Annotated in this window: 23 protein-coding genes and 1 tRNA gene; 7 read left to right on the forward strand and 17 right to left on the reverse strand. The window is 66.7% G+C overall.

The window, feature by feature from the left end:
* Nucleotides 1-64: 64 nt before the first annotated feature.
* The 8 genes from C8J46_RS19710 to glmM form a co-directional block, all read right to left on the reverse strand.
* A complete protein-coding gene (locus C8J46_RS19710) occupies nucleotides 65-271 on the reverse strand; it encodes a hypothetical protein (protein ID WP_132742391.1) in 207 nt (68 codons plus the stop codon).
* Between the two features lie 95 nt (nucleotides 272-366).
* On the reverse strand, nucleotides 367-1,251 hold the full coding sequence (locus C8J46_RS19715; RefSeq protein ID WP_132742392.1) for a bestrophin family ion channel: 885 nt from the start codon (nucleotides 1,249-1,251) through the stop codon (nucleotides 367-369).
* Nucleotides 1,252-1,331: 80 nt separating this feature from the next.
* Nucleotides 1,332-2,390 (reverse strand): dihydropteroate synthase, encoded by a 1,059-nt coding sequence (folP, locus tag C8J46_RS19720; protein ID WP_132742393.1) that lies wholly within the window; start codon nucleotides 2,388-2,390, stop codon nucleotides 1,332-1,334.
* A 242-nt stretch (nucleotides 2,391-2,632) separates the two neighbouring features.
* Nucleotides 2,633-3,772: a site-specific DNA-methyltransferase gene (locus C8J46_RS19725; protein WP_132742394.1), complete on the reverse strand. Its 1,140-nt coding sequence runs from the start codon at nucleotides 3,770-3,772 to the stop codon at nucleotides 2,633-2,635.
* A gap of 176 nt (nucleotides 3,773-3,948) precedes the next feature.
* Nucleotides 3,949-4,587, reverse strand: coding sequence for a ribonuclease HII (locus C8J46_RS19730; protein WP_132742395.1), 639 nt, complete (start codon nucleotides 4,585-4,587; stop codon nucleotides 3,949-3,951).
* A complete protein-coding gene (locus C8J46_RS19735; protein ID WP_132742396.1) occupies nucleotides 4,587-5,435 on the reverse strand; it encodes a bifunctional hydroxymethylpyrimidine kinase/phosphomethylpyrimidine kinase in 849 nt (282 codons plus the stop codon). The genes C8J46_RS19730 and C8J46_RS19735 overlap by 1 nt, the downstream gene beginning before the upstream one ends.
* A 320-nt stretch (nucleotides 5,436-5,755) precedes the next feature.
* Entirely contained in the window at nucleotides 5,756-5,971 is a 216-nt protein-coding gene (locus C8J46_RS19740; RefSeq protein WP_120300812.1) for a DUF1272 domain-containing protein, read from the reverse strand.
* Entirely contained in the window at nucleotides 5,971-7,311 is a 1,341-nt protein-coding gene (gene glmM / locus C8J46_RS19745) for a phosphoglucosamine mutase (RefSeq protein ID WP_132742397.1), read from the reverse strand. The genes C8J46_RS19740 and glmM overlap by 1 nt, the downstream gene beginning before the upstream one ends.
* A 68-nt stretch (nucleotides 7,312-7,379) precedes the next feature.
* Here glmM and C8J46_RS19750 point away from each other — a divergent pair, with 68 nt between their 5' ends.
* Nucleotides 7,380-8,654, forward strand: a complete 1,275-nt coding sequence (locus C8J46_RS19750; RefSeq protein ID WP_132742398.1) for a cation:dicarboxylase symporter family transporter — start codon at nucleotides 7,380-7,382, stop codon at nucleotides 8,652-8,654.
* Nucleotides 8,629-9,621: an aldo/keto reductase gene (locus tag C8J46_RS19755; protein WP_132742399.1), complete on the forward strand. Its 993-nt coding sequence runs from the start codon at nucleotides 8,629-8,631 to the stop codon at nucleotides 9,619-9,621. Before C8J46_RS19750 ends, C8J46_RS19755 begins: the two co-directional genes overlap by 26 nt.
* A 120-nt stretch (nucleotides 9,622-9,741) precedes the next feature.
* Here C8J46_RS19755 and C8J46_RS19765 read toward each other — a convergent pair whose 3' ends face one another.
* Nucleotides 9,742-11,349, reverse strand: a complete 1,608-nt coding sequence (locus C8J46_RS19765; RefSeq protein WP_132742401.1) for a peptide MFS transporter — start codon at nucleotides 11,347-11,349, stop codon at nucleotides 9,742-9,744.
* A 109-nt stretch (nucleotides 11,350-11,458) separates the two neighbouring features.
* Between C8J46_RS19765 and C8J46_RS19770 the strand changes: the two genes are divergently transcribed.
* A complete protein-coding gene (locus C8J46_RS19770; protein ID WP_132742402.1) occupies nucleotides 11,459-12,034 on the forward strand; it encodes a nitroreductase in 576 nt (191 codons plus the stop codon).
* Between the two features lie 38 nt (nucleotides 12,035-12,072).
* Entirely contained in the window at nucleotides 12,073-12,429 is a 357-nt protein-coding gene (locus C8J46_RS19775) for a GntR family transcriptional regulator (RefSeq protein ID WP_132742403.1), read from the forward strand.
* A gap of 268 nt (nucleotides 12,430-12,697) precedes the next feature.
* On the opposite strand, the gene C8J46_RS19780 is transcribed toward C8J46_RS19775, so the two are convergent.
* Both C8J46_RS19780 and C8J46_RS19785 read right to left on the reverse strand, forming a co-directional pair.
* On the reverse strand, nucleotides 12,698-13,516 hold the full coding sequence (locus C8J46_RS19780) for an arylamine N-acetyltransferase (RefSeq protein WP_132742404.1): 819 nt from the start codon (nucleotides 13,514-13,516) through the stop codon (nucleotides 12,698-12,700).
* Nucleotides 13,517-13,756: 240 nt separating this feature from the next.
* Nucleotides 13,757-15,469: an acyl-CoA dehydrogenase gene (locus tag C8J46_RS19785; RefSeq protein WP_132742405.1), complete on the reverse strand. Its 1,713-nt coding sequence runs from the start codon at nucleotides 15,467-15,469 to the stop codon at nucleotides 13,757-13,759.
* A gap of 46 nt (nucleotides 15,470-15,515) precedes the next feature.
* On the opposite strand from C8J46_RS19785, the gene C8J46_RS19790 reads away from it, so the two are divergent.
* The gene (locus C8J46_RS19790; RefSeq protein WP_132742406.1) at nucleotides 15,516-16,526 is read left to right on the forward strand and encodes an L-threonylcarbamoyladenylate synthase; all 1,011 of its coding nucleotides are present in this window, start codon (nucleotides 15,516-15,518) and stop codon (nucleotides 16,524-16,526) included.
* A gap of 125 nt (nucleotides 16,527-16,651) precedes the next feature.
* Here the strand turns inward: C8J46_RS19790 and msrA are convergent, their stop codons facing one another.
* A complete protein-coding gene (msrA, locus tag C8J46_RS19795; protein ID WP_132742407.1) occupies nucleotides 16,652-17,194 on the reverse strand; it encodes a peptide-methionine (S)-S-oxide reductase MsrA in 543 nt (180 codons plus the stop codon).
* A 59-nt stretch (nucleotides 17,195-17,253) separates the two neighbouring features.
* Here msrA and galE point away from each other — a divergent pair, with 59 nt between their 5' ends.
* On the forward strand, nucleotides 17,254-18,252 hold the full coding sequence (galE, locus tag C8J46_RS19800) for a UDP-glucose 4-epimerase GalE (RefSeq protein ID WP_132742408.1): 999 nt from the start codon (nucleotides 17,254-17,256) through the stop codon (nucleotides 18,250-18,252).
* Here the strand turns inward: galE and C8J46_RS19805 are convergent.
* The 3 genes from C8J46_RS19805 to folK all read right to left on the reverse strand — a co-directional run bounded on the left by C8J46_RS19805 (nucleotide 18,249) and on the right by folK (nucleotide 19,568).
* A complete protein-coding gene (locus C8J46_RS19805; RefSeq protein ID WP_165886683.1) occupies nucleotides 18,249-18,722 on the reverse strand; it encodes a phosphatase PAP2 family protein in 474 nt (157 codons plus the stop codon). The two genes, galE and C8J46_RS19805, sit on opposite strands and share 4 nt — an antisense overlap.
* A gap of 239 nt (nucleotides 18,723-18,961) precedes the next feature.
* Nucleotides 18,962-19,037 (reverse strand) — tRNA-Lys (locus tag C8J46_RS19810).
* Nucleotides 19,038-19,058: 21 nt separating this feature from the next.
* Nucleotides 19,059-19,568, reverse strand: a complete 510-nt coding sequence (gene folK, locus C8J46_RS19815) for a 2-amino-4-hydroxy-6-hydroxymethyldihydropteridine diphosphokinase (protein WP_243643533.1) — start codon at nucleotides 19,566-19,568, stop codon at nucleotides 19,059-19,061.
* A 22-nt stretch (nucleotides 19,569-19,590) separates the two neighbouring features.
* On the opposite strand from folK, the gene C8J46_RS19820 reads away from it, so the two are divergent.
* Nucleotides 19,591-20,328 (forward strand): uracil-DNA glycosylase, encoded by a 738-nt coding sequence (locus C8J46_RS19820; protein ID WP_132742410.1) that lies wholly within the window; start codon nucleotides 19,591-19,593, stop codon nucleotides 20,326-20,328.
* A gap of 182 nt (nucleotides 20,329-20,510) precedes the next feature.
* Here the strand turns inward: C8J46_RS19820 and C8J46_RS19825 are convergent, their stop codons facing one another.
* Complete coding sequence (locus tag C8J46_RS19825) at nucleotides 20,511-21,290, reverse strand: MBL fold metallo-hydrolase (RefSeq protein WP_243643534.1); 780 nt, start codon at nucleotides 21,288-21,290, stop codon at nucleotides 20,511-20,513.
* Nucleotides 21,291-21,344: 54 nt separating this feature from the next.
* Entirely contained in the window at nucleotides 21,345-21,548 is a 204-nt protein-coding gene (locus C8J46_RS21360; protein ID WP_243643535.1) for a hypothetical protein, read from the reverse strand.
* Nucleotides 21,549-21,615: the final 67 nt, after the last annotated feature.

Genomic DNA, 21,615 nt, shown 5'->3' on the forward strand with positions numbered 1-21,615 from the left:
GCCAGCGTGCGGCATCACCCAAACCACGCCGAGGAAGATAAGGCTTTGGCCGGCATTATCCGCGTCAGGTCCGTTTTCGCCGGTTCTGGCCCGCTGCCAAGACGACGACTGCGGTCGACAGAAGAATACCGGAAACGAGCACACCGACCGAAAGCAGTCCGACACTTGTCATGCGGGCGTCGAATGTCACGCGGGTTCCGATGTGGACCGACACTTCGGCAGCGGAATAACTCCCGCCGCCGCTTCGTTCGATATGCTGCGATTTCGCCATGCGTAAAACTGGGCTGTAGTTCGCCGTTGGACAAGTCATTTTACGTGCCGTCGACCTGACGGTCTTGCCGCGACCGCCGTCTGCCGCGGTTCAAATTACCAGAGCACACCCTTGTCGGGCGTCAACGGCTCGGGTGCGGGATCGCCGATCGCCTGGAGCAGGTCGATCTCGATCGTCCGGCACATCGCGTTGAGCGGCACGTCGTGGATCGTGTCCGCGAACGGATCGACCAGATCGTCACCGATCTGCAGCACGGCGAGGAACATCAGCCCGGCGATCGTCGAGCCGACCGGGGTCGCATAGCCCAGCGTCTCGACCAGGCCGATCGGGAGAAGGACGCAGAACAGTCGCGTGAACAGGCTCGGGAAGAACCGGTACTGGTTGGGCAACGGCGTGTTCTTGATCCGCTCCATCCCCCCTTGCGCATTGGCGATGTCGACCAGGATCGCCTCGAACTGCGTCTGCTGGATGGTATCGATCCAGCCGTTGCGCCGCGCGATGTCGATCCGGCGGCCCGTGCCGTCGAGCAGGCCGTTGGCGATGTTGGTCCGCTCGAGCGCAAACGACGCCTCCTCCTTCGACAAAAAGCGCAGCACCTCGGGCGGTGCGGGCTGCTTGCGCAACTGACAGCGCAACGCATTCACATACGCGATCTGGCGGAGCACGATGGTCCGCTTCATGTCGTGGCCCTCGGGCTCGGGCAACATGTTGCGCGCCATCCGCGCCAGGTTGCGCGAGGCGTTGATCATCAGGCCCCAAAGCCCGCGGCTTTCCCACCAGCGCTGATACGCCGAGTTATCGCGGAAGCCGAGGAACAGCGCGAGCGCGGTGCCGAAGAGGGTCAGCGGCAAGGCCGGCGCGTGGAACGGCAGGACGTAATAGGTGATCGTGACGATCACGTCCCAGACGAAGAGGCCGAGCAGCGGGCGCCAAACCTCGCTCAGGATCTGACTGAGGCGCGGTGTTGCAGTGACGATCAAACGAAAGCTCCCTTGTTTAATGCGCTTTTAATGCGCGAAGAGGCGTTTCGCTGCAATGCAGCGCCAGTTACCGTCGACGATCAGCCCCCGACGAGCGACTGATCGCGCAGGCCGCGCCAGATCTTCACCGCCTGGACCGTCTCGGCGACGTCGTGGACGCGCAGGATCTGGACGCCGGCCTCCGCGCCTTTCAGCGCCAGCGCGAGCGAACCGGCAAGCCGCTGGTCGACCGGCGCTTCGTTCGAGAGCGCGCCGATCAGCCGTTTGCGGCTCGCGCCAAGCATGATCGGGCAACCGAGCCCGTGGAAGATCGCGAGGCCGTTGAGCAGCGCGAGGTTCTCGGCGAGCGTCTTGCCGAAGCCGATGCCGGGGTCGACGAGGATCCGCGATCGCTCGACGCCGCCCGCTACGACCGCGGCGATGCGGGTTTCGAGCCAGTCGAACACGTCGGTCAGGACGTTGGTGTAGCCACCGTCGCCGTGGCCGCCTTTCTTGGGGTCGGGCGAGTGCATCAACACGACCGGGCAGCCGCTTTTCGCGACCACGTCGAGCGCGCGGTCGTCCCACAGAAGCGCGGCGACGTCGTTGACGATGTGCGCGCCGGCGGCGAGCGTCGCCTCCATGACCGCCGCCTTGCGCGTATCGACCGAGACGATCGCGCCGGCGCGCGCGAGGCGTTCGACGACAGGTACCAGGCGCGCGATCTCGTCGCCTTCCCACACCGCGGCGGCACCGGGGCGGGTGGATTCACCGCCGACGTCGATCATCGTCGCGCCGGCGGCGGCCATGTCGATCCCGGCAGCCGCAGCGGCGGCAGGGTCGTCGACATGCTTGCCGCCGTCGGAGAAGCTGTCGGGGGTGACGTTGAGGATGCCGGCGACGATCGGCTGGTCGAAGCGAAGCGTGCGTTCGCCGAGCTGGAGTGCAGCGCGGGGGGCGATGATCGCGGCATGGAGGTGCGCGGCGCGCTCGCCCAATGTTGCGACGTCGGCGACGGGGATCGTGCGGCGAGCGCGGCCTTCGATCACCTCGTAGGCGGCGAACCATTGCATCCCGCCCGCGAGGCGCGCGACGCTGCCGTCTTCGTGGCCGATGGGGGTGTCGACGAACTGGACGGGGCGGAGGTGGAGGCTGGTCATCGGTGTGATCTACTCCAGTCCATCCACTCCGCGAAAGACGTTGCGCTCGCTAACCGTCACGTTCGCCGGACCGGCGCGTAGCCAAACCGGCACGTCTGCCAAGACCCGTCATCCCAGCGAAAGCTGGGATCTCCCGCCGCATCCGTGGCGCGTCGTCGCGGGAGACCCCAGCTTTCGCTGGGGTGACGGACTTGGTTGAACGGGACGGGGTTGGTCGGACGGGACAGACTCGTCCGCGTGGCTCAGACCGTCGTCGCGAGCAGATACGTCTGGCGGAGGTCGTCGATCGGTTTCAGCCCTTTGTCGCTCTCGTAATGCCAGAAACTCCAACCGTTGCAGGCGGGGGCGTTCTGGAGCGTCGAGCCGAGCTTGTGGATCGAGCCGATCGTGCCGCAGTCGCTGAGCAGCGAGCCGTCCGCGCGGATCGTCGCGCGCCAGCGACGCTTCGAGTCCGTCAGTACCGCACCGGGGGCGAGGTACGCGTTCTCGATGAGCACACCGAACGCGACCTTGGGCTGCGTGCGCGGGCTCATCATCGTGCGGATCGCCGATTCGTCGAGCGGCAGCGCGGCCTCGATCCGCTCCTGCGCCGCCTCGATATAATCGCCCTCGCGATCGATGCCGATCCAGCTGCGGCCGAGGCGCTTGGCGACCGCGCCGGTCGTGCCGGTGCCGAAGAACGGATCGAGCACGACGTCGCCGGGCTCGGTGCAGGCGAGCAGGATGCGGTAGAGCAGCGCCTCGGGCTTCTGCGTCGGATGGACCTTGGTGCCGTTCTTCTTCAGCCGCTCGGCGCCGCCGCAGGTCGGAAATTCCCAGTCGCTGCGCATCTGGAGCTCGTCGTTGAGCGTCTTCATCGCGCGGTAGTTGAAGTGGTATTTCGCCTTCTCGCCCTTTGACGCCCAGATCAGAGTCTCGTGCGCGTTGGTAAAGCGGGTGCCCCGAAAATTCGGCATCGGGTTGGTCTTGCGCCAGACGATGTCGTTGAGGATCCAGTAGCCGAGATCCTGCACCGCCGCACCGACGCGGAAGATATTGTGATAGCTGCCGATGACCCAGAGCGAGCCGTCGTCCTTGAGGATGCGGCGGGCTTCCTTCAGCCAGGCGCGGGTGAAGCGATCGTAGGCGGCGAAGGTGTCGAACTTGTCCCAGTCGTCGGTGACCGCGTCGACGTGACTGCCGTCGGGGCGATAGAGTTCGCCGCCGAGCTGGAGGTTGTACGGCGGGTCGGCGAAGATCATGTCGATCGAGTTCGACGGAAGCGCCTTCATGTGCTCGATGCAGTCGCCGCGTAAAATCTGGTCGAGCGGGAGGACCGGCTGAACTGCCGGCTCCGCTGCCTTCTTCGCACGCGGCCGCGCGATCGTGTCGATCAAACCCATGATTTCCGCCCCTTATCGACGCCCATAGCGGCGGAATTGTCCGACTCCGTCAAGCAAACATTCGTTAACGGCGTTTCGGTGCGATTCCGCCGTTGAGACCAATCGAGTCGGCTTCGTCCAGATGTTGAGTCGTGGGAGACTCGCGGCTCAAGCCCTTGGGGTGTGGCGCGAAAGACTCAGCTCGTCGTTTCCTTCGCGAAAAGTCCCTCGCGCGCCAGATAGGCGGCGGCGACCGGCGCGAAACTGCGGCGGTGAATCGGCGTGGGGCCGTGTTCGCGGAGCGCCTTCATATGGTGCGCGCAGCCGTAACCCTTGTTCGAATGCCAGTTATATTCGGGATGCACGTCCGCCGCGGCGATCATGATGAGGTCCCGCGTGTGCTTGGCGACGATCGAGGCGGCGGCGATCGACAGCGATTTCGCGTCGCCGCCGACCAGCGGCGTGGCGGGGTAAGTCCAGCGGGGCAAGCGGTTGCCGTCGACGAGGACGTGGCCGGGGGCTTGGCCGAGTTCGACCGCCAGCGCGTCAACCGCGAGCGTCATCGCCTTCATCGTCGCCCAGTAGATGTTGAGCGTGTCGATCTCTTCCGGCTGGACGATACCGATGCCAACGATCGCACAGCCTTTGAGGCGCGCGCAGAGCCGTTCGCGCTCGGAGGCGGAGAGTTTCTTCGAATCGTCGATGCCGCGAGGGACACCTTTTGATGGGAGGATCACCGCGGCGGCCACTACGGGCCCAGCAAGAGGCCCCCGCCCTGCCTCATCGACACCGGCGACAGGGCCGATGCAGAGTTTTTCGTGTTTCATGCCGGGCATTAGGTGTCTTTCAACTGGTCAAAAGGGCTGGTGCCGAGTGCGTGCCCCATCGGGCCGTGCCCTGCGCCGAGCCCCGGTGCGCTGGCAAGCGCGGCACGGACGAACGCGATGGCGCGCGCGATTGCGGCGTCGAGCGACAGGCCCTGGGCGAGCCCGGTGGCGATGCCGCTGGCAAGCGTGCAGCCTGTGCCATGCGCGTGGCGGGTTTCGATGCGGGGGTTGGTCCAGCGGGTTTCGCCGGCGTCGGTGACGAGACGGTCGACGATGTGAAGACCTTCGGCGTGGCCGCCCTTGATGAGAACTGCGGGGCCGAGCGCGCGGATCGCGGCCTCGCCGCCAAGGGCTGCGAGTTCGGGGAGGTTGGGGGTTACGAGCGTGGCGATCCGCATGAGGCGCGCGAAGGCGGCGATCGTGTCGCTGTCCGCGAGGACGGAGCCGCTGGTGGCGATCATCACGGGATCGAAGACGATGGGAACGCACGCAGGGTGATGGTGCCCTGCCCCCCCTTGTTCTCCCGCGAAGGCGGGAGTCCAGTCTGGGCCCCCGCCTTCGCGGGGGAACAAGGAGGGCAGAAGGTCGGCTACGGCGTTTGCCGTGGCTGCCGAGCCGATCATGCCGATCTTCACCGCATCGACGCCGATATCCGACACGATCGATTCGATCTGCGCAAGGACGATGTCGGTCGGAATCTGGTGGACCGCCTGAACGCCGAGCGTGTTCTGTGCGGTGATCGCGGTGACGGCGGTCATCGCATGGCCGCCGAGCATGGTGACGGTCTTGATATCCGCCTGGATGCCGGCGCCGCCGCCGGAATCCGAGCCGGCTATTATGAGGATTCTGGCGGTCATTGGAGGTCGGCGGAAAAAGTGAAGTATAGGAAGTGTAGACGCTCGCACGGTTTCGTTTGGGCGCCGTTTGGGGTCGCTGATCGGGGTTTGGCGGGGTTGGCGGTCATATGCTGGGCTATGTCATACCTGGTGAGATGTAGGACAGGGGTATGCCCCCTTTACCACCCCGGCGGAGGCCGAGGCCCAATTGGGAAGGGCAAAGTAACGAAGCGATGCCCTTGGTTAGCACCGTCCCCCCATTTGGGCCCCGGCCTTCGCCGGGGTGGTAGACGGGGTTAAAGTGGCCGAAAGGAGCCAGGTGGCGCCTAATCGAACGGCGCCTAGTGCCGCCTGCCCGCTGCTGGCTTTTGCGGCGGTGCCTCGCCCAGCCTTGTCGGGCGGTCGAGCAGTTCGCCACCGCAGTTCGGACAACGCTCGTCGAGCGCGTCCGCACACTCCGCGCAGAAGGTGCATTCGAACGAGCAGATGAATGCGCCGGGTGCATCGGCGGGCAAGTCGGTCGTGCAGCGTTCGCAGGTGGGGCGCATCTCCAGCATCAGGCGGCGGCCTTCCGGACGGCGTCGCAGATCCGGTCGACGACCTGTTCGACCTGCGTGAGATCGTCGCCCTCCGCCATCACGCGGATCACTGGTTCGGTGCCCGACGGGCGGATGACGAGCCGTCCCTTCCCCGCGAGTTCGGCCTCGGCTTCGGCGATCACCGCCTTGACCGCGTCGTGGTCGAGCGGCTTGCCGCCGGCGAAGCGGACGTTCTTGAGCAGCTGCGGCAAGGGCTCGAAGCGGTGGAGCACTTCGCTGGCCGGTGCGCCCGAGCGCTTCACTTCAGCAAGAATCTGCAACGCCGCGACGAGGCCGTCGCCGGTCGTCGCATAATCGGACAAGATGATGTGGCCCGACTGCTCGCCGCCGACATTATAGCCGCTGGTGCGCATCTTCTCGAGCACGTGGCGATCGCCGACCTTGGTGCGGACGAGGCCCAGGCCCTGCGCGGCGAGGTGACGCTCCAACCCGAGGTTGGACATCACCGTCGCAACCAGCCCGCCACCCGCGAGCCGGCCCTGCCGTGCCCAGCTTGCCGCGATCGTCGCCATAAGCTGGTCGCCATCGACGATCGTGCCGGTCTCGTCGACCACGATCAGCCGGTCGGCGTCGCCGTCGAGCGCGATGCCGATGTCCGCGCCGCTGGCGACGACCGTCTCGGCAAGCGCTTGAGGCGCGGTCGAGCCGACGCCGTCGTTGATGTTGGTGCCGTTGGGCGAGACGCCGATCGCGACGACGTCCGCGCCGAGTTCCCACAGCGCCGACGGTGCGACCTTGTAGGCGGCGCCGTTCGCGCAATCGAGCACCACGCGCATGCCGTCGAGGCGGAGGTTCTCGGGGAAGGTCGACTTGGCGAAGTGGATGTAGCGGCCTTGCGCATCATCGATCCGACGCGCGCGACCGATCTGGCTGGAGGGCACGAGCGGGATATCGCCGTCGATCAACGCCTCGATCGCCTGCTCGGCTTCGTCGGACAGCTTGTAGCCATCGGGGCCGAACAGCTTGATGCCGTTGTCCGCGTACGGGTTATGGCTCGCGGAGATCATCACGCCGATATCCGCGCGCATCGACTGGGTGAGCATCGCCACCGCGGGGGTCGGCATCGGTCCGACCATCACCACGTCCATGCCGACGCTGGTGAAACCCGCGACCAGCGCGGATTCGAGCATGTAACCCGACAACCGCGTGTCCTTGCCGATCACGACGCGGTGACGGTGATCGCCGCGCTGGAAATAGGCGCCCGCCGCCATGCCGACCTTCATCGCCATCGCCGCGGTCATCGGCGCGGTGTTGGTGGCCCCACGAATGCCATCGGTGCCGAAGTATTTTCTTGCCATCGCGTCCGCTTTCCGTCCCGTATCGGTGTCCGATCCGTTGATAGCGCGGTACATCAAGAAGGGCGAGCATGTCGCAGACTACACGGATTCTCGCCGCCCTGATCGGCGGCATCGCGATGGGCATCGCCGCGGCGGCATGGTCGCCGGCGAACGCGATCGCAGCGACGGCGGTGACGCAGCCGATCGGCTCGGCGTGGCTGCACGGGTTGCAGATGGTGATCGTGCCGCTCGTCGTCGGGCTGCTCGTAACCGGGATCGGCGCGACCACCGAGGCCGCGCGCGCCGGGCGGATCACCGTGCGCGCGATGGTGATGATCGTCGTCATCCTGTGGAGCACGACGATCATGTCCGCGCTGGTCATGCCGTTGATCCTCGACGCCTTCCCGTTGCCGCACGCGCTGGGCTCCGCGTTGCGCGCCGCGCTGACCGGCGCCGCGCCGGTCGGGCCCGTGCCGGGGATCGGCGCGTTCTTCGATACGATCGTGCCGACCAACATCGTCGCGGCCGCGTCCAGCGACTCGTTCCTGCCGCTCACCGTCTTCGCGCTGACCTTCGCGTTCGCCGTGACGAAGCTGCCCGACGATCGCCGCCGCATCCTGACCGGCTTCTTCCAGGCGGTCGTCGACGCGCTGCTGATCATCATCCAATGGGTGCTGAAGCTCGCGCCGATCGGCATCTTCGCGCTCGCTTACGGGGTCGGTGCGCGGACCGGGACGGCGGCTTTCGGCGCGCTGCTGCACTACATCGTCTGCGTCTCGGTGATCGGCTTCATCGTCCTGCTCTCCGCCTATCCGATCGGGATGATCGGCGGCCGGGTCGGCTTCGGCCGGTTCGCGCGTGCGGTCGCGCCGGCGCAGGCGGTGGCGATCAGCACGCAGTCGTCGCTCGCCTCGCTGCCGGCGATGCTGAAGGCGTCGACCGATCTCGGCGCGTCGCCCGCCACCGCAGGGATCGTCCTGCCGCTGTCGGTCGCGGTGTTCCGCGCGACCAGCCCTGCGATGAACCTCGCGGTCGCGCTGTACGTCGCGCACTGGCTGGGGCTGCCGATCGGGCCGGGGCAGATGGCGGCGGGCGTGGCGACCGCGGCGATCACGACGATGGGGTCGATCTCGCTGCCTGGCACGATCAGCTTCGTCGCGTCGGTCGCGCCGGTGGCCTTGGCGATGGGGATCCCGCTCGAGGTGCTGGGTCTGCTCATCGCAGTCGAGACCATACCCGACCTGTTTCGGACCGTCGGGAACGTGACGATGGACACCGCCGTTACCATCTCCGTCGCAGCGCGGTCCGATCACGGGAACGGCGCTCAGGAGATTCCGCATGAAGTATCGCACGCTCGGCCCTGATTTCGAGATTTCCGCGCTGGGTCTCGGCTGCATGCCGATGGCCGGCATCGGCAAGGGCATGTACGGCGAGGCGAACGCCGATGAGAGCATCGCCACGATCCACCGCGCTATCGAGCTGGGCGTGACGCTGTTCGATACTGCCGAGATTTATGGCCCGCTGGTCAACGAGGAGCTGGTCGGCAAGGCGATCCGCGGCAAGCGCGACGGCGTCGTGATCGCGACCAAGTTCGGGTTTCGATACGACGAGAACGGGATGACGGGGGTCGATTCCACGCCGGCCAACGTGCGGCGGGCGTGCGAGGGATCGCTGAAGCGGCTGGGGGTCGAGACGATCGACCTGCTGTACCAGCACCGCGTCGATCCGGGCGTACCGATCGAGGATACGGTCGGCGCGATGGCGGAGCTGGTGCGTGAGGGCAAGGTCCGGCATCTCGGGCTTTCGGAGGCTGGCCTCGATACCATTCGCCGCGCGGCGGCGACGCATCCGATCGCGGCTCTGCAGAGCGAATATTCATTGTGGGAGCGCGATGTCGAGGACGCGATCCTACCGCTGTGTCGCGAGCTCGGGATCGGCTTCGTACCGTATTCGCCGCTGGGGCGCGGGTTTTTGACCGGGCAGATTACCGCGCGATCGGATCTACCCGAAGGCGATTATCGGCGCAACGATCCCCGGTATTCGGAGGAGAACTTCGCCAAGAACATGGAGATGGTCGCGGTGGTGAAGTCGATTGCTGATGCGCATGGGGCTTCGCCGGCGCAGGTGGCGCTCGCGTGGTTGCTCGCACAAGGCGACGACATCGTGCCGATCCCGGGGTCGAAGCGCCGGGTGACGCTGGAGGACAGCATGAAGGCCGCGGACGTGACGCTAACGGCGGACGATCTGGCAAAGCTGGAAGCGGCCGCCCCGCGCGGCGGGACGGCCGGGCCGCGCTACGGCGAGAAGGCGCTGTCGATGACACGGATCTGACCTTCTCCCCTCCCGCTTGCGGGAGGGGTCGGGGGAGGGGTGTGCCTCACAGGCCGGACGCCAGTGCGTACGTCGCGCCCTCCCCTAGCCCCTCCCGCGAGCGGGAGGGGAATTTCTGCATCAGCCCCGCGGTACCTGCTCGCCGCGCGTATCCAGCCCTGCAGCACCGGGCTCGCCAAGTTCGTTCTGGCCGGCCATCGCGTGATCCACCGCACCCAGCTGGTCGAGATGCATCAGCTTGGTGACGAACGGCGCGAGCACCAGCACGACGACGCCGACGCCGATCGCGAACCAGCCGATCCGCCCGTAGACTTCGAGTACCCGCCCGACGCCAGCGCCCTCGCCGCCGGTCGCCTGCGCGATCAGGCCGGCGAGGAAATTGCCGCCCGCGGTGGCCAGGAACCACGTGCCCATCATCAGCCCGGTCATGCTCGGCACCGACAGCCGCGTCATCGACGACAGCCCGATCGGCGAGAAGCAGAGCTCGGCCATCGAGTGCAGCATGTAGAGCAGCACGACGAAAATCGCCGGAGTCAGGCCCTGTGCGGGCGCGCCGAGCGTCAGCACAAAGAAGCCTGCACCGACCAGAATCAGGCCGATGCCGAACTTGAACGGCGCGCTCGGCTCGCGCCCTGCCCGCCCGAGCTTGGTCCAGAGCGCCGCGAAGACCGGTGCCAGCGTGATGATGAAGAACGGATTGACCGACTGGAATACCGACGCGGGGATGGTCCAGCCGAACACGACGCGGTCGACCGACTGGTCGGTGTAGACGTTGAGCGACGAGCCGGTCTGTTCGAACAGCGCCCAGAACAAGGGCGCGAGCGCGATCAGGAACAGCGCCGCGAAGATCCGGTCGCGGTCGACGCGCGGCAGCTTCGCGACCGCGGTCCATAGGATGTAGCCGACCGTGACGAGCGACGCGACGATCAGCGCGGTGCCGACGACGCCCTGGCTGCGCACCAGCCACCACGAGACGGCGACGCCGACGATCCCGCCGAGATAGATCAGCCATTCGATCGACAGCCCGCCAACCGGCTTCGACGCGAGTACGGCGGCGTCGGGCGCTTCGCCGACACCGTGCAGCTCGCGCTGGAACAGGATGAACATGACCAGCCCGAGCGCCATGCCGATGCCCGCTGCGCCGAACCCGTACGACCAGCCAACCGTCTCGCCGAGGATGCCGACCGCGATCGGGCCGACGAACGCGCCGGTGTTGATCCCCATGTAGAAGATCGAGAACGCCCCATCGCGCCGCATGTCCTCGCGCGCGTAGAGCTTGCCGACGAGCACCGAGATGTTCGCCTTCAGGAAGCCGGTGCCGACGATGATGAAGGCGAGGCCGAGATAGAAGCCGTTGAGGGCAGCGCCGTGCACGCCCTGCGGCGCCTCGACGATCGCCAGCAGCAGATGGCCGAGCGTGATGAAGATGCCGCCCGCGAGCACCGCTTTGCGTGGCCCCAGGAAGCGGTCGGACAGATAGCCGCCGATGATCGGCGTGATGTATACCATCGAGGTATACGCGCCGTAGATCGCGTAGGACGGCTCGTCGCCAAACAAGAAATGCTTGGTGAGATACAGCACCAGGATCGCGCGCATGCCGTAGAACGAAAACCGCTCCCACAGCTCGACGAAGAACAGCATGAACAGCCCGCGCGGGTGCCCGAAAAACGTCTTCGCATCGGCGGGAACGCCGCTGCTTGTACTCGCTTTGGCGATAGCGCTGGCCATGGGGTGGTGATGCTCCGTGTGTGCGCCGCTGACGGACGCTCGATCGCGCGCAACTTAACGACAAAGCCCGGACTGTAAATATCACACATCAGGGCCTATCTGCCGGGACATGCTCAACGATCGCTCCACGCCGCTCTCGCTGCTCGCCACCCGAAGGTCGGGCAAGCCGCGCGATTTGATTTCCCCCGGCCCCGATTCCTACCAGCTGGCGACGATCCTGGAGATCGCGGCGCGGACGCCCGATCATGGCAAGCTGGCGCCGTGGCGGTTCGTGGTGGTCGGCGACGAGCACCGCAGGGCGCTGTCGGCGCTGATCACCGACGCGTACCTCGCCGATCGTCCCGACGCGTCGCGGCTCGAGCTGGAGTCGCTTGATCAGTTCGCGCATCAGGCGCCGACCTTGGTGGTTGTCCTGTCGTCGCCGAAGGAGAGCAAGATCCCGCTGTGGGAGCAGGAATTGTCGGCGGGCGCGGCGTGCATGAACCTGCTTCATGCGGTCCATGCCGAGGGGTTCGCGGGCGGCTGGCTGACCGGCTGGGCGGCGTTCTCGGATACGGTGCGCGATGCGTTTGGATCCGCGTCGGAGCGGATCGCGGGCTTCATGTTCATCGGCACGCCGTCGCGCGCGCTCGACGAACGGCCCCGCCCGGATATGGCACGGTTGGTAAGCCATTGGGGTTCCTGAGGACTCGACTTCCCACGCAATTACTGTATTAAGCCACTATGACAGCGCTCAGCAGCGACGACAGCCCCGTATACATCCGCCTCCGCAGCACGATCGCCGCGGGAATCCTGCGTGGCGACCATCGTGCGGGGGATCAGTTGCCATCGGTCCGCGCATTCGCCGCGGAGCAGGGTGCGAACCCGCTGACGGTCGCCAAGGCATATCAGAGCTTCCAGGACGATGGCTATGTCGAGGTGCGGCGCGGCGTCGGGATGTTCGTGATGCCGGGCGCGGCGGAAGCGCTGCGCGTGGCCGAGCGCGAGAATTTCGTGACGACGCAGTGGCCTAGGATTTTGGGGCATATCGATTTGCTGGGGCTGGATGCGCATGACCTGCTGGAGCGTGAGCGGGCCTGAATGCTCGCGAGCGATGCCCTTCTCCCTGCGTTTGCCCTCACTCTTACGAGCTCGTCTTAGCGCTCTCCCGTTCGTGATCCCCCACCCCCGTTCGTCCTGAGTAGTCATCTAGTAAGCGCGAAGCGCCGTATCGAGAGGACGTATCGAAGGACAGGTTGGCGCGCGGCGCGGAACCCATGCTTCGATACACGCTCTCGATACGCTCCTGACGGAGCTACTCAGTCGCTACTCAGCACGAACGGCAATGGGATAGAAGCCCAACCAGGCCTCAAAAAATCCCCAGCGCGGCGACGTCCTCGACGCTCAGGTCGATCCCGAACAACAGGCTCATGCGGATCCGGTACACGCGCGGGTCGGTGACCTCGCCGACGCTGGTGTCGGTCCCCGAGCGCCGCCGGTAATTGCGCCCGATCAGCGAGGCGAAGCCGTTGGGCAGGACGATGCTGGCGATCGGCGTGTGCGTGAAACGGCTGGACGGCGCGGTCGAGGTCCAGTGGTTCGACAGCGCGAGATCCGCGTCGAACACTTGCGCGAGCGTGAAGCTATATTGCGGCTGGAACCCCTCGCCTGCCCCACGGCCGTCGGTGGTCATCGGATCACCGTCGCGGAGCAGCATCCAGCCGTTTTCGGTCGCCTCGAGGCGGAAGCGTGCGCCGTCGGGTGCGGTCGCCTCGGTGCCGTCGGCGAGCGGGAGGACGGGCGTGTAGCTGCCGCCGAAGCCGGTGTCGGCGATCCAGTCCTGCCCGTCGATCGTCACCAGCGCGAAGGTGTGGGTAAGCGGCGGCGGCACGTCGGTCGCGGCATACCACACGCGCGCGAGCAACGGGCGGGCGGTAAAGCCGAGCTCGGCGAGGGCGTCGAGGAACAGGCGGTTATGCTCGAAACAATAGCCGCCGCGGCGCGCCGTCACCAGCTTGGCGAAGACCGATGCACTGTCGATCGCGAGGCCGCGGCCGAGGACAACGTCGAGATCCTCGAACGGGATGGTTTGCCGATGCGCGAGTTGTAGCCGACCGAGACCGATCGAGTCGAGCGTCGGCCGCGCGGGCATGGCGATGCGGTGGAGATAGGCGTCGAGGTCGAACATCGGTCGGGCTTTCACAGATTTCCGCTCCCCCTTACCGTTCCTCCCGAGTTGTCGTCGAGTAATTGCAAGTCGGCCGACTATCCTGATCCTCCCCCGCAAGGGGGAGGTGGCTGGCCCTTGCCAGACGGAGGGGGAGGAAAGAGCAACCGCCGTTGCGTGTCCTCCCCTTCCGTCACCTTCGGCGACACCTCCCCCTGGCGGGGGAGGAGAGAGGATCACGATATAGGCGATGTGCCTCGCTCAGGCCGCGAACAATTCCGGCTCGATCGAGTAGAGCACCGCCGCGCTGGCGTTCGCCGCTGCGTTGAGGCCCATCGCCTCGGGGACGATCTGGTCGAGGTAGAAGCGCACCGCCGCGGTCTTCATCCGGCCGAAATCGTCGGTGCCGGCGACCTCGCCCTGCCGCTCCATCAGCCAGCCGCAGGTCGCGACCGACAGCATGGTGAGGAAGGGGTAGCTCGCGGCGAGCTTGTCGTCGGCATCCGCGGTGGCGAGTTTGCGCCCGATCGCTTCGCACGCGTCGACCAGCGCCAACAGCCGCTCGTCCTTCGCTTCAGCACGAATGTCGGCGATCAGCGCGGCGAACGCGCCGCCATTGTCGAGGCCGAGTTTCCGACCGACGAGATCTGCCGCCTGGATGCCGTTGGTGCCCTCGTAGATCGGCGTGATGCGGGCATCGCGGAAATACTGCGCGGCGCCGGTTTCCTCGACATAGCCCATGCCGCCGTACACCTGGATGCCGAGCGACGCCACTTCGTTGCCGAGATCGGTACCGTGCGCCTTGGCCAGCGGCGTGACGAGTTCGAGGCGGTTGCGCGCGGCGTGGTCGCCGAGATTGGCGCGGTCGACCTGCCCTGCGGCGTAGTAGACGAGCGCGCGCGCCGCCTGCGTCTGTGCCTTCATCCGCATCAGCATGCGACGGACGTCGGGATGCTCGACGATCTTGACCGAGTCCTTGTTCGGCGAGCCGGCGCGCGCCGACTGCACGCGGTCGAGTGCGTAGGCGACCGCGCCCTGCGTGGCGCCCTCGGCGACCTGGACGCCCTGGAGGCCGACGTTGAGGCGCGCATTGTTCATCATCGTGAACATCGCGCGGATGCCGCCGAGCTCCGCGCCGATCAGCTCGCCGATGCAGTCGTCGTTGTCGCCGAAGCTCAGCACGCAGGTGGGGGACGCGTGGAGCCCCATCTTGTGCTCGATCGAGACGACCCGGACGTCGTTGAAGTCGCCCGGTGTACCGTCTTCCTGAAGGCGGAACTTGGGGACGAGGAACAGCGAGATGCCCTTCGTGCCCGCGGGTGCGCCGGGGGTCCGCGCAAGGACGAGATGGACGATGTTCGGCGCCATGTCGTGATCGCCGAACGAGATGTAAATCTTGGTGCCCTTGATGCTCCACTTGCCGTCGCCGAGAGGCGTCGCGGTCGCACGCAGCGCGCCGACGTCGGAGCCGGCTTGCGGCTCGGTCAGGTTCATCGTGCCGGTCCATTCGCCGGTCGCGAGATGGGGGAGATAGAGCGCCTGCTGCTCGGGGCTGCCGTGATGCTGCAACGCCTCGATCGCGCCGACGGTCAGCGTCGGGCAGAGCGCGAAACCCATGTTGGCCGAGCCGAGCGTGTCGAGCACCGCGGTCTGGATCGCGAACGGCAGGCCCTGGCCGCCCCATTCCTCCTCGACGCCGATCGTGCCCCAGCCGCCTTCGACATAGTCCTTGTACGCCTGCGCGAAGCCGTCGGGCATGACCACGCCACGGTCAGTCCATTTTGCGCCGACGGTATCGCCGGTGCGATTGAGCGGCGCCCATTCGCCGGCGGCGAGCTGGCCGACGCCTTCGAGGACCGCGTCGACGACGTCGTCGCTGGCGGCGGCATAGCGTTCGGTGTCGGCGAGCTCGCCGATCCGCACGACATGGTCGAGCACGAAACGCTGTTCGGTGGTTGCTGGAGTGAAGGCCATCGCATCCTCTTATCGCTACGGTTTGGACCCGCTATAGGCCCTCAGGATGACCCGTCCACACCCCCGGATTTTACCGTACGGCACGGCCGCGATCGCCGAGGCCGCCGCGCTGATTCGCGACGGGGGAATCGTCGCGGTGCCCACGGAGACGGTGTACGGGCTCGCGGCGGACGCGACGAATGCGGAGGCGGTGGCGCGGATTTATGCCGCGAAGGGTCGCCCGAGTTTCAATCCGCTGATCGTGCATGTGGCGGATCTGGCGGCGGCGGAGCGGATCGCGGTGTTCGATGCGGATGCGTTGGCGCTGGCAAAGGCGTTCTGGCCGGGACCGTTGACGCTGGTGTTGCCGGTGCGGGAGGATTCGGGGATCGCTTCGCTGGTGACCGCAGGATTGGCGACGATAGCGATCCGGGTGCCGCGGCATCGGGCCATGCAGGGGGTGATCGCTGCGTCTGGCCGGCCGTTGGCGGCGCCGTCGGCGAATGCGAGCGGGGGGATTTCTCCGACGACGGCTGCGCATGTTGCTGGGAGTCTTGGGGGGAACGTGTCGTTGATTATCGACGACGGGGCGACCGAGGCAGGGCTGGAGTCGACGATCGTGGCGGGGCGGACTGTGCTGCGGCCGGGGCCGGTGACGGCGGCGCTCATTGCAAAACACCTCCCCGGCGGAGGCCGGGGCCCAGTTGGAACGGCGGATGTAACCGTGCGCAACGCCGATCATAGCCGTTCCCCAACTGGGCCCCGGCCTTCGCCGGGGGGGAGTGAGAGTGTGGTGACGGCGCCTGGGCAGCTCGAGAGCCACTACGCGCCGAGCAAGGCCCTTCGGTTGAATGCTACGGAGGCAGATTCGGACGAGTGGCTGATTGGGTTTGGCGATGTGGCGGGCGACGTTTCCCTGTCGGCTTCGGGAAACCTCGTCGAAGCCGCCGCAAAGCTGTTCGATCTGCTCCACGGTGCCGATGCGAACGACTGCGCCCGCCTCGCTATCGCACCGATCCCACTCGAGGGTATCGGCGAAGCGATCAATGACCGCCTTCGCCGTGCCGCACACCGTTAAAATAAAAGTGATTCACGCGAAGGCGCAAAGGCGCGAAGAGGTTTAAGTCTTTCGATATGCCGGAACGGACATACCTAAGGCCGACATCTTTGCGCCTTCGCGCCTTCGCGTGAACCCATTCTGTCTTACGCGTTAACCGCCGCCTTAGACCGTGCCGCAAAGCTCTTGCGCAGCTTCTGCAGCTTGGGCGGGATCACCGCCATGCAATACGGGTTCGAACGGCCCGAGGTTTCCCAGTAATCCTGGTGATAGCCTTCAGCCTCGTACCACGTGTCCATCGGCTCGATGGTGGTAACGATCGGCTTGGGCGAGTCGGCCTGCGCGCGCGCCAAAGCCGCTTCCATCTCAGCCTTCTGCGCGTCGTCCGCCGGGAACATCGCCGAGCGATACTGCGTGCCGACGTCGTTGCCCTGCCGGTTCAGCGTCGTCGCGTCGTGCGTCGCGAAGAAGATGTCGAGCAGATCGCCAAGCTTCAGTTGCTCCGGGTCGAAACCGATCCGGATCGCCTCGGCATGGCCGGTTTCGCCGCCGCACACCTGCTTGTAGGTCGGGTTAGGCACATGCCCGCCAATATACCCGCTCTCGGCGCTCTCCACACCGATCACATCCTTGAACACAGCCTCGGTGCACCAGAAGCAGCCGCCGGCGAGCGTTACATAATCCGTCATCACGATCTCCTTTCCGCCAATGTAGGAAGCCGCTACCGCGCAACAAAGAGGAGACGCGTATGATCGACGGTAAGGTTATGGTCACCGGCGGCGCCGGTTACATCGGCAGCCATGCGGTATTGGCATTGCTCGACGCGGGATGCGACGTCGTGGTGCTCGACAACCTCGTCACGGGATTCGACTGGGCGGTCGATCCCCGCGCGGCGCTGGTCGAGGCGAACGTCGCCGACGATGCGAAGGTGCGCGCGGCGATCCGCGACCACAACGTCAAGGCGATCATGCATTTCGCCGGCTCGGTGGTGGTCCCCGAATCGGTCAGCGATCCGCTCAAATATTACCGCAACAACACCGCCGCCAGCCGTGCGCTGATCGAGAGCGCGGTGGTCGAGGGCGTGTCGCACTTCATCTTCTCGTCGACCGCCGCGACCTATGGCACGCCCGAAAAAGTGCCTGTTGCGGAGGGCGATCCGACCGTGCCGATCAATCCGTACGGCATGTCGAAGCTGATGACCGAGGCGATGCTGCGCGACGTCGCCGCGGCGCACCCGATGAATTACGCCGCGCTCCGGTACTTCAACGTCGCGGGCGCCGATCCGCAGGGACGCAGCGGCCAGTCGACGGTCGGCGCGACGCATCTAATCAAGATTGCGGTCGAGGCCGCCACCGGCAAACGCGGCCATGTCGGCGTCTACGGCACCGATTTCGACACGCCGGATGGCACCGGCGTGCGCGATTACATCCACGTCAGCGACCTCGCCGCCGCGCATGTCGCCGCGCTGGAGGTGCTGATCGCCGAACCCGCCAAGAGCCACACGCTCAACGCGGGCTATGGCAAGGGCTTCTCGGTGCTCGACGTGCTCGATGCGGTCGACAAGATCACCAACCGCACGATCGAGCGTCGCCTCGAAGGGCGTCGTGCGGGCGACCCGGCGATGCTGATCTCGGACAATCGCGCGATCCTGAAGGCACTCGACTGGACGCCGCGCCACGCCGATCTCGACGGGATCGTCCGCGATGCGCTGGCGTGGGAGCGTGCGCTCGCCGAGAAGGGTCGCTAGGACGCGGCCGGATCAGTGGGCGGCGTGCCGAAAGCATGCCGCTCGCCGCCGATCGCCTGCCGCGCGCGCGCGGTCGCCAGCCACCAGGCGAGTGCCCACAGCGTGCCGAAGCTCCACCCGGCCAGCACGTCGCTCGGCCAGTGGACGCCGAGATACACGCGACTGCAACCGATCGCGCCAACCATCAGGATCGCGACGACGAGCATATAGGCCCGCGTCGCGCGATCCTGCGTCACCTGCGAGGCGAGACCGGCGAGCGTCAGATAGACGATCGCGCTGTTCGCGGAGTGCCCGCTGGGGAAGCTCATATGCGTGACCGTGACGAGGTGCGTGACGATGTCGGGACGCGGGCGCGCGACGTGCAGCTTGACCAACTCGACGACGATGTTGCCGCTGACGCTCGACGCGACCATCGCGAGCGCGGTCAGCCAGAGCCGCTGGACGATCAGCAGGCCGGCGACGATCACCACGACGATCGTCAGGACGATCCCGCCGCCCAGCGCAGTGACGTCGGCGGCAACCTTCGGCAGCCAGGACGGGCCACCCCAGGCGCGCAGCCCGAGGATGATCGAGCGGTCGAACGCGAACGGCCAATGGTCGACCCCGAGACCGACGAGGAGGATGAGAACGATGCCGACCGCAGCGACCGATGCGCCGGCGAGAACCGCGGGCAGGCGTCGTCGCGCACCCTCAGGCGGCGTGCCGTCGATGGTGGGTCCGCCGGGGCTCGAACCCGGGACCTCTCGATTAAAAGTCGCTTGCTCTACCAACTGAGCTACGGACCCCCGCCATCGTGGACCGCGCACCTAGTCGCGCGGGTGCCGTCGGTCAACCATCTGTGCCAATTGGCGGATCGTCCGATGGGTCAGCGGATCGCGCCATTTCGGGACGAGCGCGGCAAGGGGGCCGAGCACGAAGCCGCGCGTGCGGAACGCGGCGTGAGGTACGGTGAGTCCGGACGACGACCAGGCGCCGCCCGACCAGAGAACGATGTCGAGGTCTAGCACGCGGCTGCCCCAGCGGCGGCCGGGGCGGCGGCCGAATGTGCGTTCGATCCGTTTGAGGCGGACCAGCAGTGCGGCGGGGTCCTCCGCCGTCTCGATCAGCGCGACGGCGTTGGCATAGCGGCGGTTCGAGGGGCCGAGCGGTGCGCTCGCAACGGTCGGTGATCGGGCCACGACATCGCCGAGCGCCTCCAGCGCGGCGGCGATCTCGCGCTCGGGGGCGCCGTGTCGGCCGCGTCGGTTCGAGCCGAGCGCGATCGCATAGGTGGTTGCGGCGCGCGCGATCATCGGGTGCGGGGTTGCAGGCGACATTTGGTCCGCCTAGCGCACTCCGATGGATTCCACACCTTACACCACCGAGCTTTCCGACGCCGCGATCGACTCGACCGACGAGATCGACGTCACGACCGTCTTCGCGCCCGTCTCCGCGTTGCCCGAGACCGAGCCGCCGCGTGACTGCCCGCTCTGCCCGCGCCTCGTCGCGGTGCGCGAGCAGTTGCGGACCGAGTTCCCGACCTGGTGGAACGCGCCCGTCCCCGTGTTCGGAGATCCGGCGGCATGGCTCGGGATCATCGGCCTCGCGCCCGGCAAACACGGCGCGAACCGCACCGGACGTGCGTTCACCGGCGATTATGCGGGGCAGTTCCTGTACGAGACGCTCGGGCGGTTCGGGCTGGCCACCGGCTCGTATGGCGCGAAGGCCGAGGACGGGCTGGCGCTCGACGGCGCGATCATCCTCAACGCGGTGAAGTGCCTGCCGCCCGAGAATAAGCCGACGCCGGAGGAGATTCGCACCTGCCGGCCGTTCCTCGAGACGCAGGCGGATGCGGTGCCGAGTGCGCGCGTGTTCGTGGCGTTGGGGCATATCGCGCATCAGTCGGCGGTGAAGATGCTCGGCGGGCGTTTGCCGAAGGCGCGGTTCGCGCATGGCGCGGAGCACGTCATGCCCGATGGTCGCATCCTGATCGATAGCTTCCACTGCTCGCGGTACAACGTGAATACCGGCGTGCTGACCGCGGAGATGTTCGACGCGGTGTTCAAGCGGGCGCTGGCGCTGCGCGAGACGGTTTGAAACGCAAGCCTTCGACGTCGCCGCGGACATAAGCTGGACTCTGTTTTAATCCTCCCCCGCCAGGGGGAGGTTGCTGGCTCTTGCCAGACGGAGGGGGAGGTAAGTGCAACCCCTGCTCCGTGTCCGCCCCCTCCGTCACCTTCGGTGACACCTCCCCCTGGCGGGGGAGGATTGGCCCGCGTCTAGTCGATCACCCAGGCTTCGCCGGCCTCTGGCGTACGAAAGCGATCCGCGGCGATGTGTTCTCGCGCCAACGCTGCGCGGAGGTGGTCGGGCGGTTCGTTGATCCCCTCCGAGGTCAGTTCGAACGTGCCCCAGTGGACGCCGATCGCATAGGCCGCGCCAAGCTGTTCGAACGCGGTCACCGCCTGGTCCGGGCCGATATGATTATCGGTCTCGTGGCCGGCGAAATGATAGGCGCCGATCGGCAGGATCGCGAGGCGGACCGCTCCCGCCGCGCGCGCCTCGGTCGCCCAGCGCATATCGCCCGGACCGGTGTCGCCCGCGAAATACAGGTTGCCGCCGGGCAGCGTCACGGTGAAGCCTGCCCATAACGTCTTGTCGCGGTCGCCGGGGTCGTATTCGCTCCAGTGATGCGCGCGCTCGACGATCACGTCGACGCCGGGGCGTAGTGACACATGCCCGCCCCAGTCTCGCGCTTCTGCATGAACACCGTTGCGCTTGAGGATCTGGTCGTTGCCGAGACCGGTGACGATCAGCGGTTTGTCTCGGTGCCAGAGTTTTCGCATCGCACGCATATCGAGATGATCGCGGTGGTCGTGGCTTAAGAGGATCAGGTCGATCTTCGGCAGGTCCGCGAGGCGCACACCGGGTTCGCGGACTCGCTTCACGCCGACGAACTGGACCGGGGACGACCGCTCGAGCCACATCGGATCGGTCAGGATGTTGAGCCCCTGGGTCTGCACCAGCACGGTCGAATGGCCGATCCAGGTGACGCGCATCGCCTGGCCCTCGACGCGCGCCGGGGGCCGCGTCGGGTTTACGGAGACTTCGGGCTAGCTCCGATAGGGTGGCTTTACGAGATTGCGGAGCAGTGCGACCGGGCCCTGCTTCTGCTCGCCGGTGCTGCCTTGCACGCCGTCGGGGTTGAAGAAGCGCGTGCCGTTGAAGTGATCGCTCGACGGAAAGGTCTTGAGGGACGGCGTCGCGCAGCCGGCGAGGAGCGCGAGAGCGAGCAGTATCGAGCGGGTGCGGAGCATGTCGCGCTGACGAATATGTCACCCGACCATCAGGGTCCAGTCACGCGCGAAGGGCCACAGCGGATGG

It is taken from the genome of Sphingomonas sp. PP-F2F-A104-K0414, assembly GCF_004340945.1.
Classification (GTDB): Bacteria; Pseudomonadota; Alphaproteobacteria; order Sphingomonadales; family Sphingomonadaceae; genus Sphingomonas.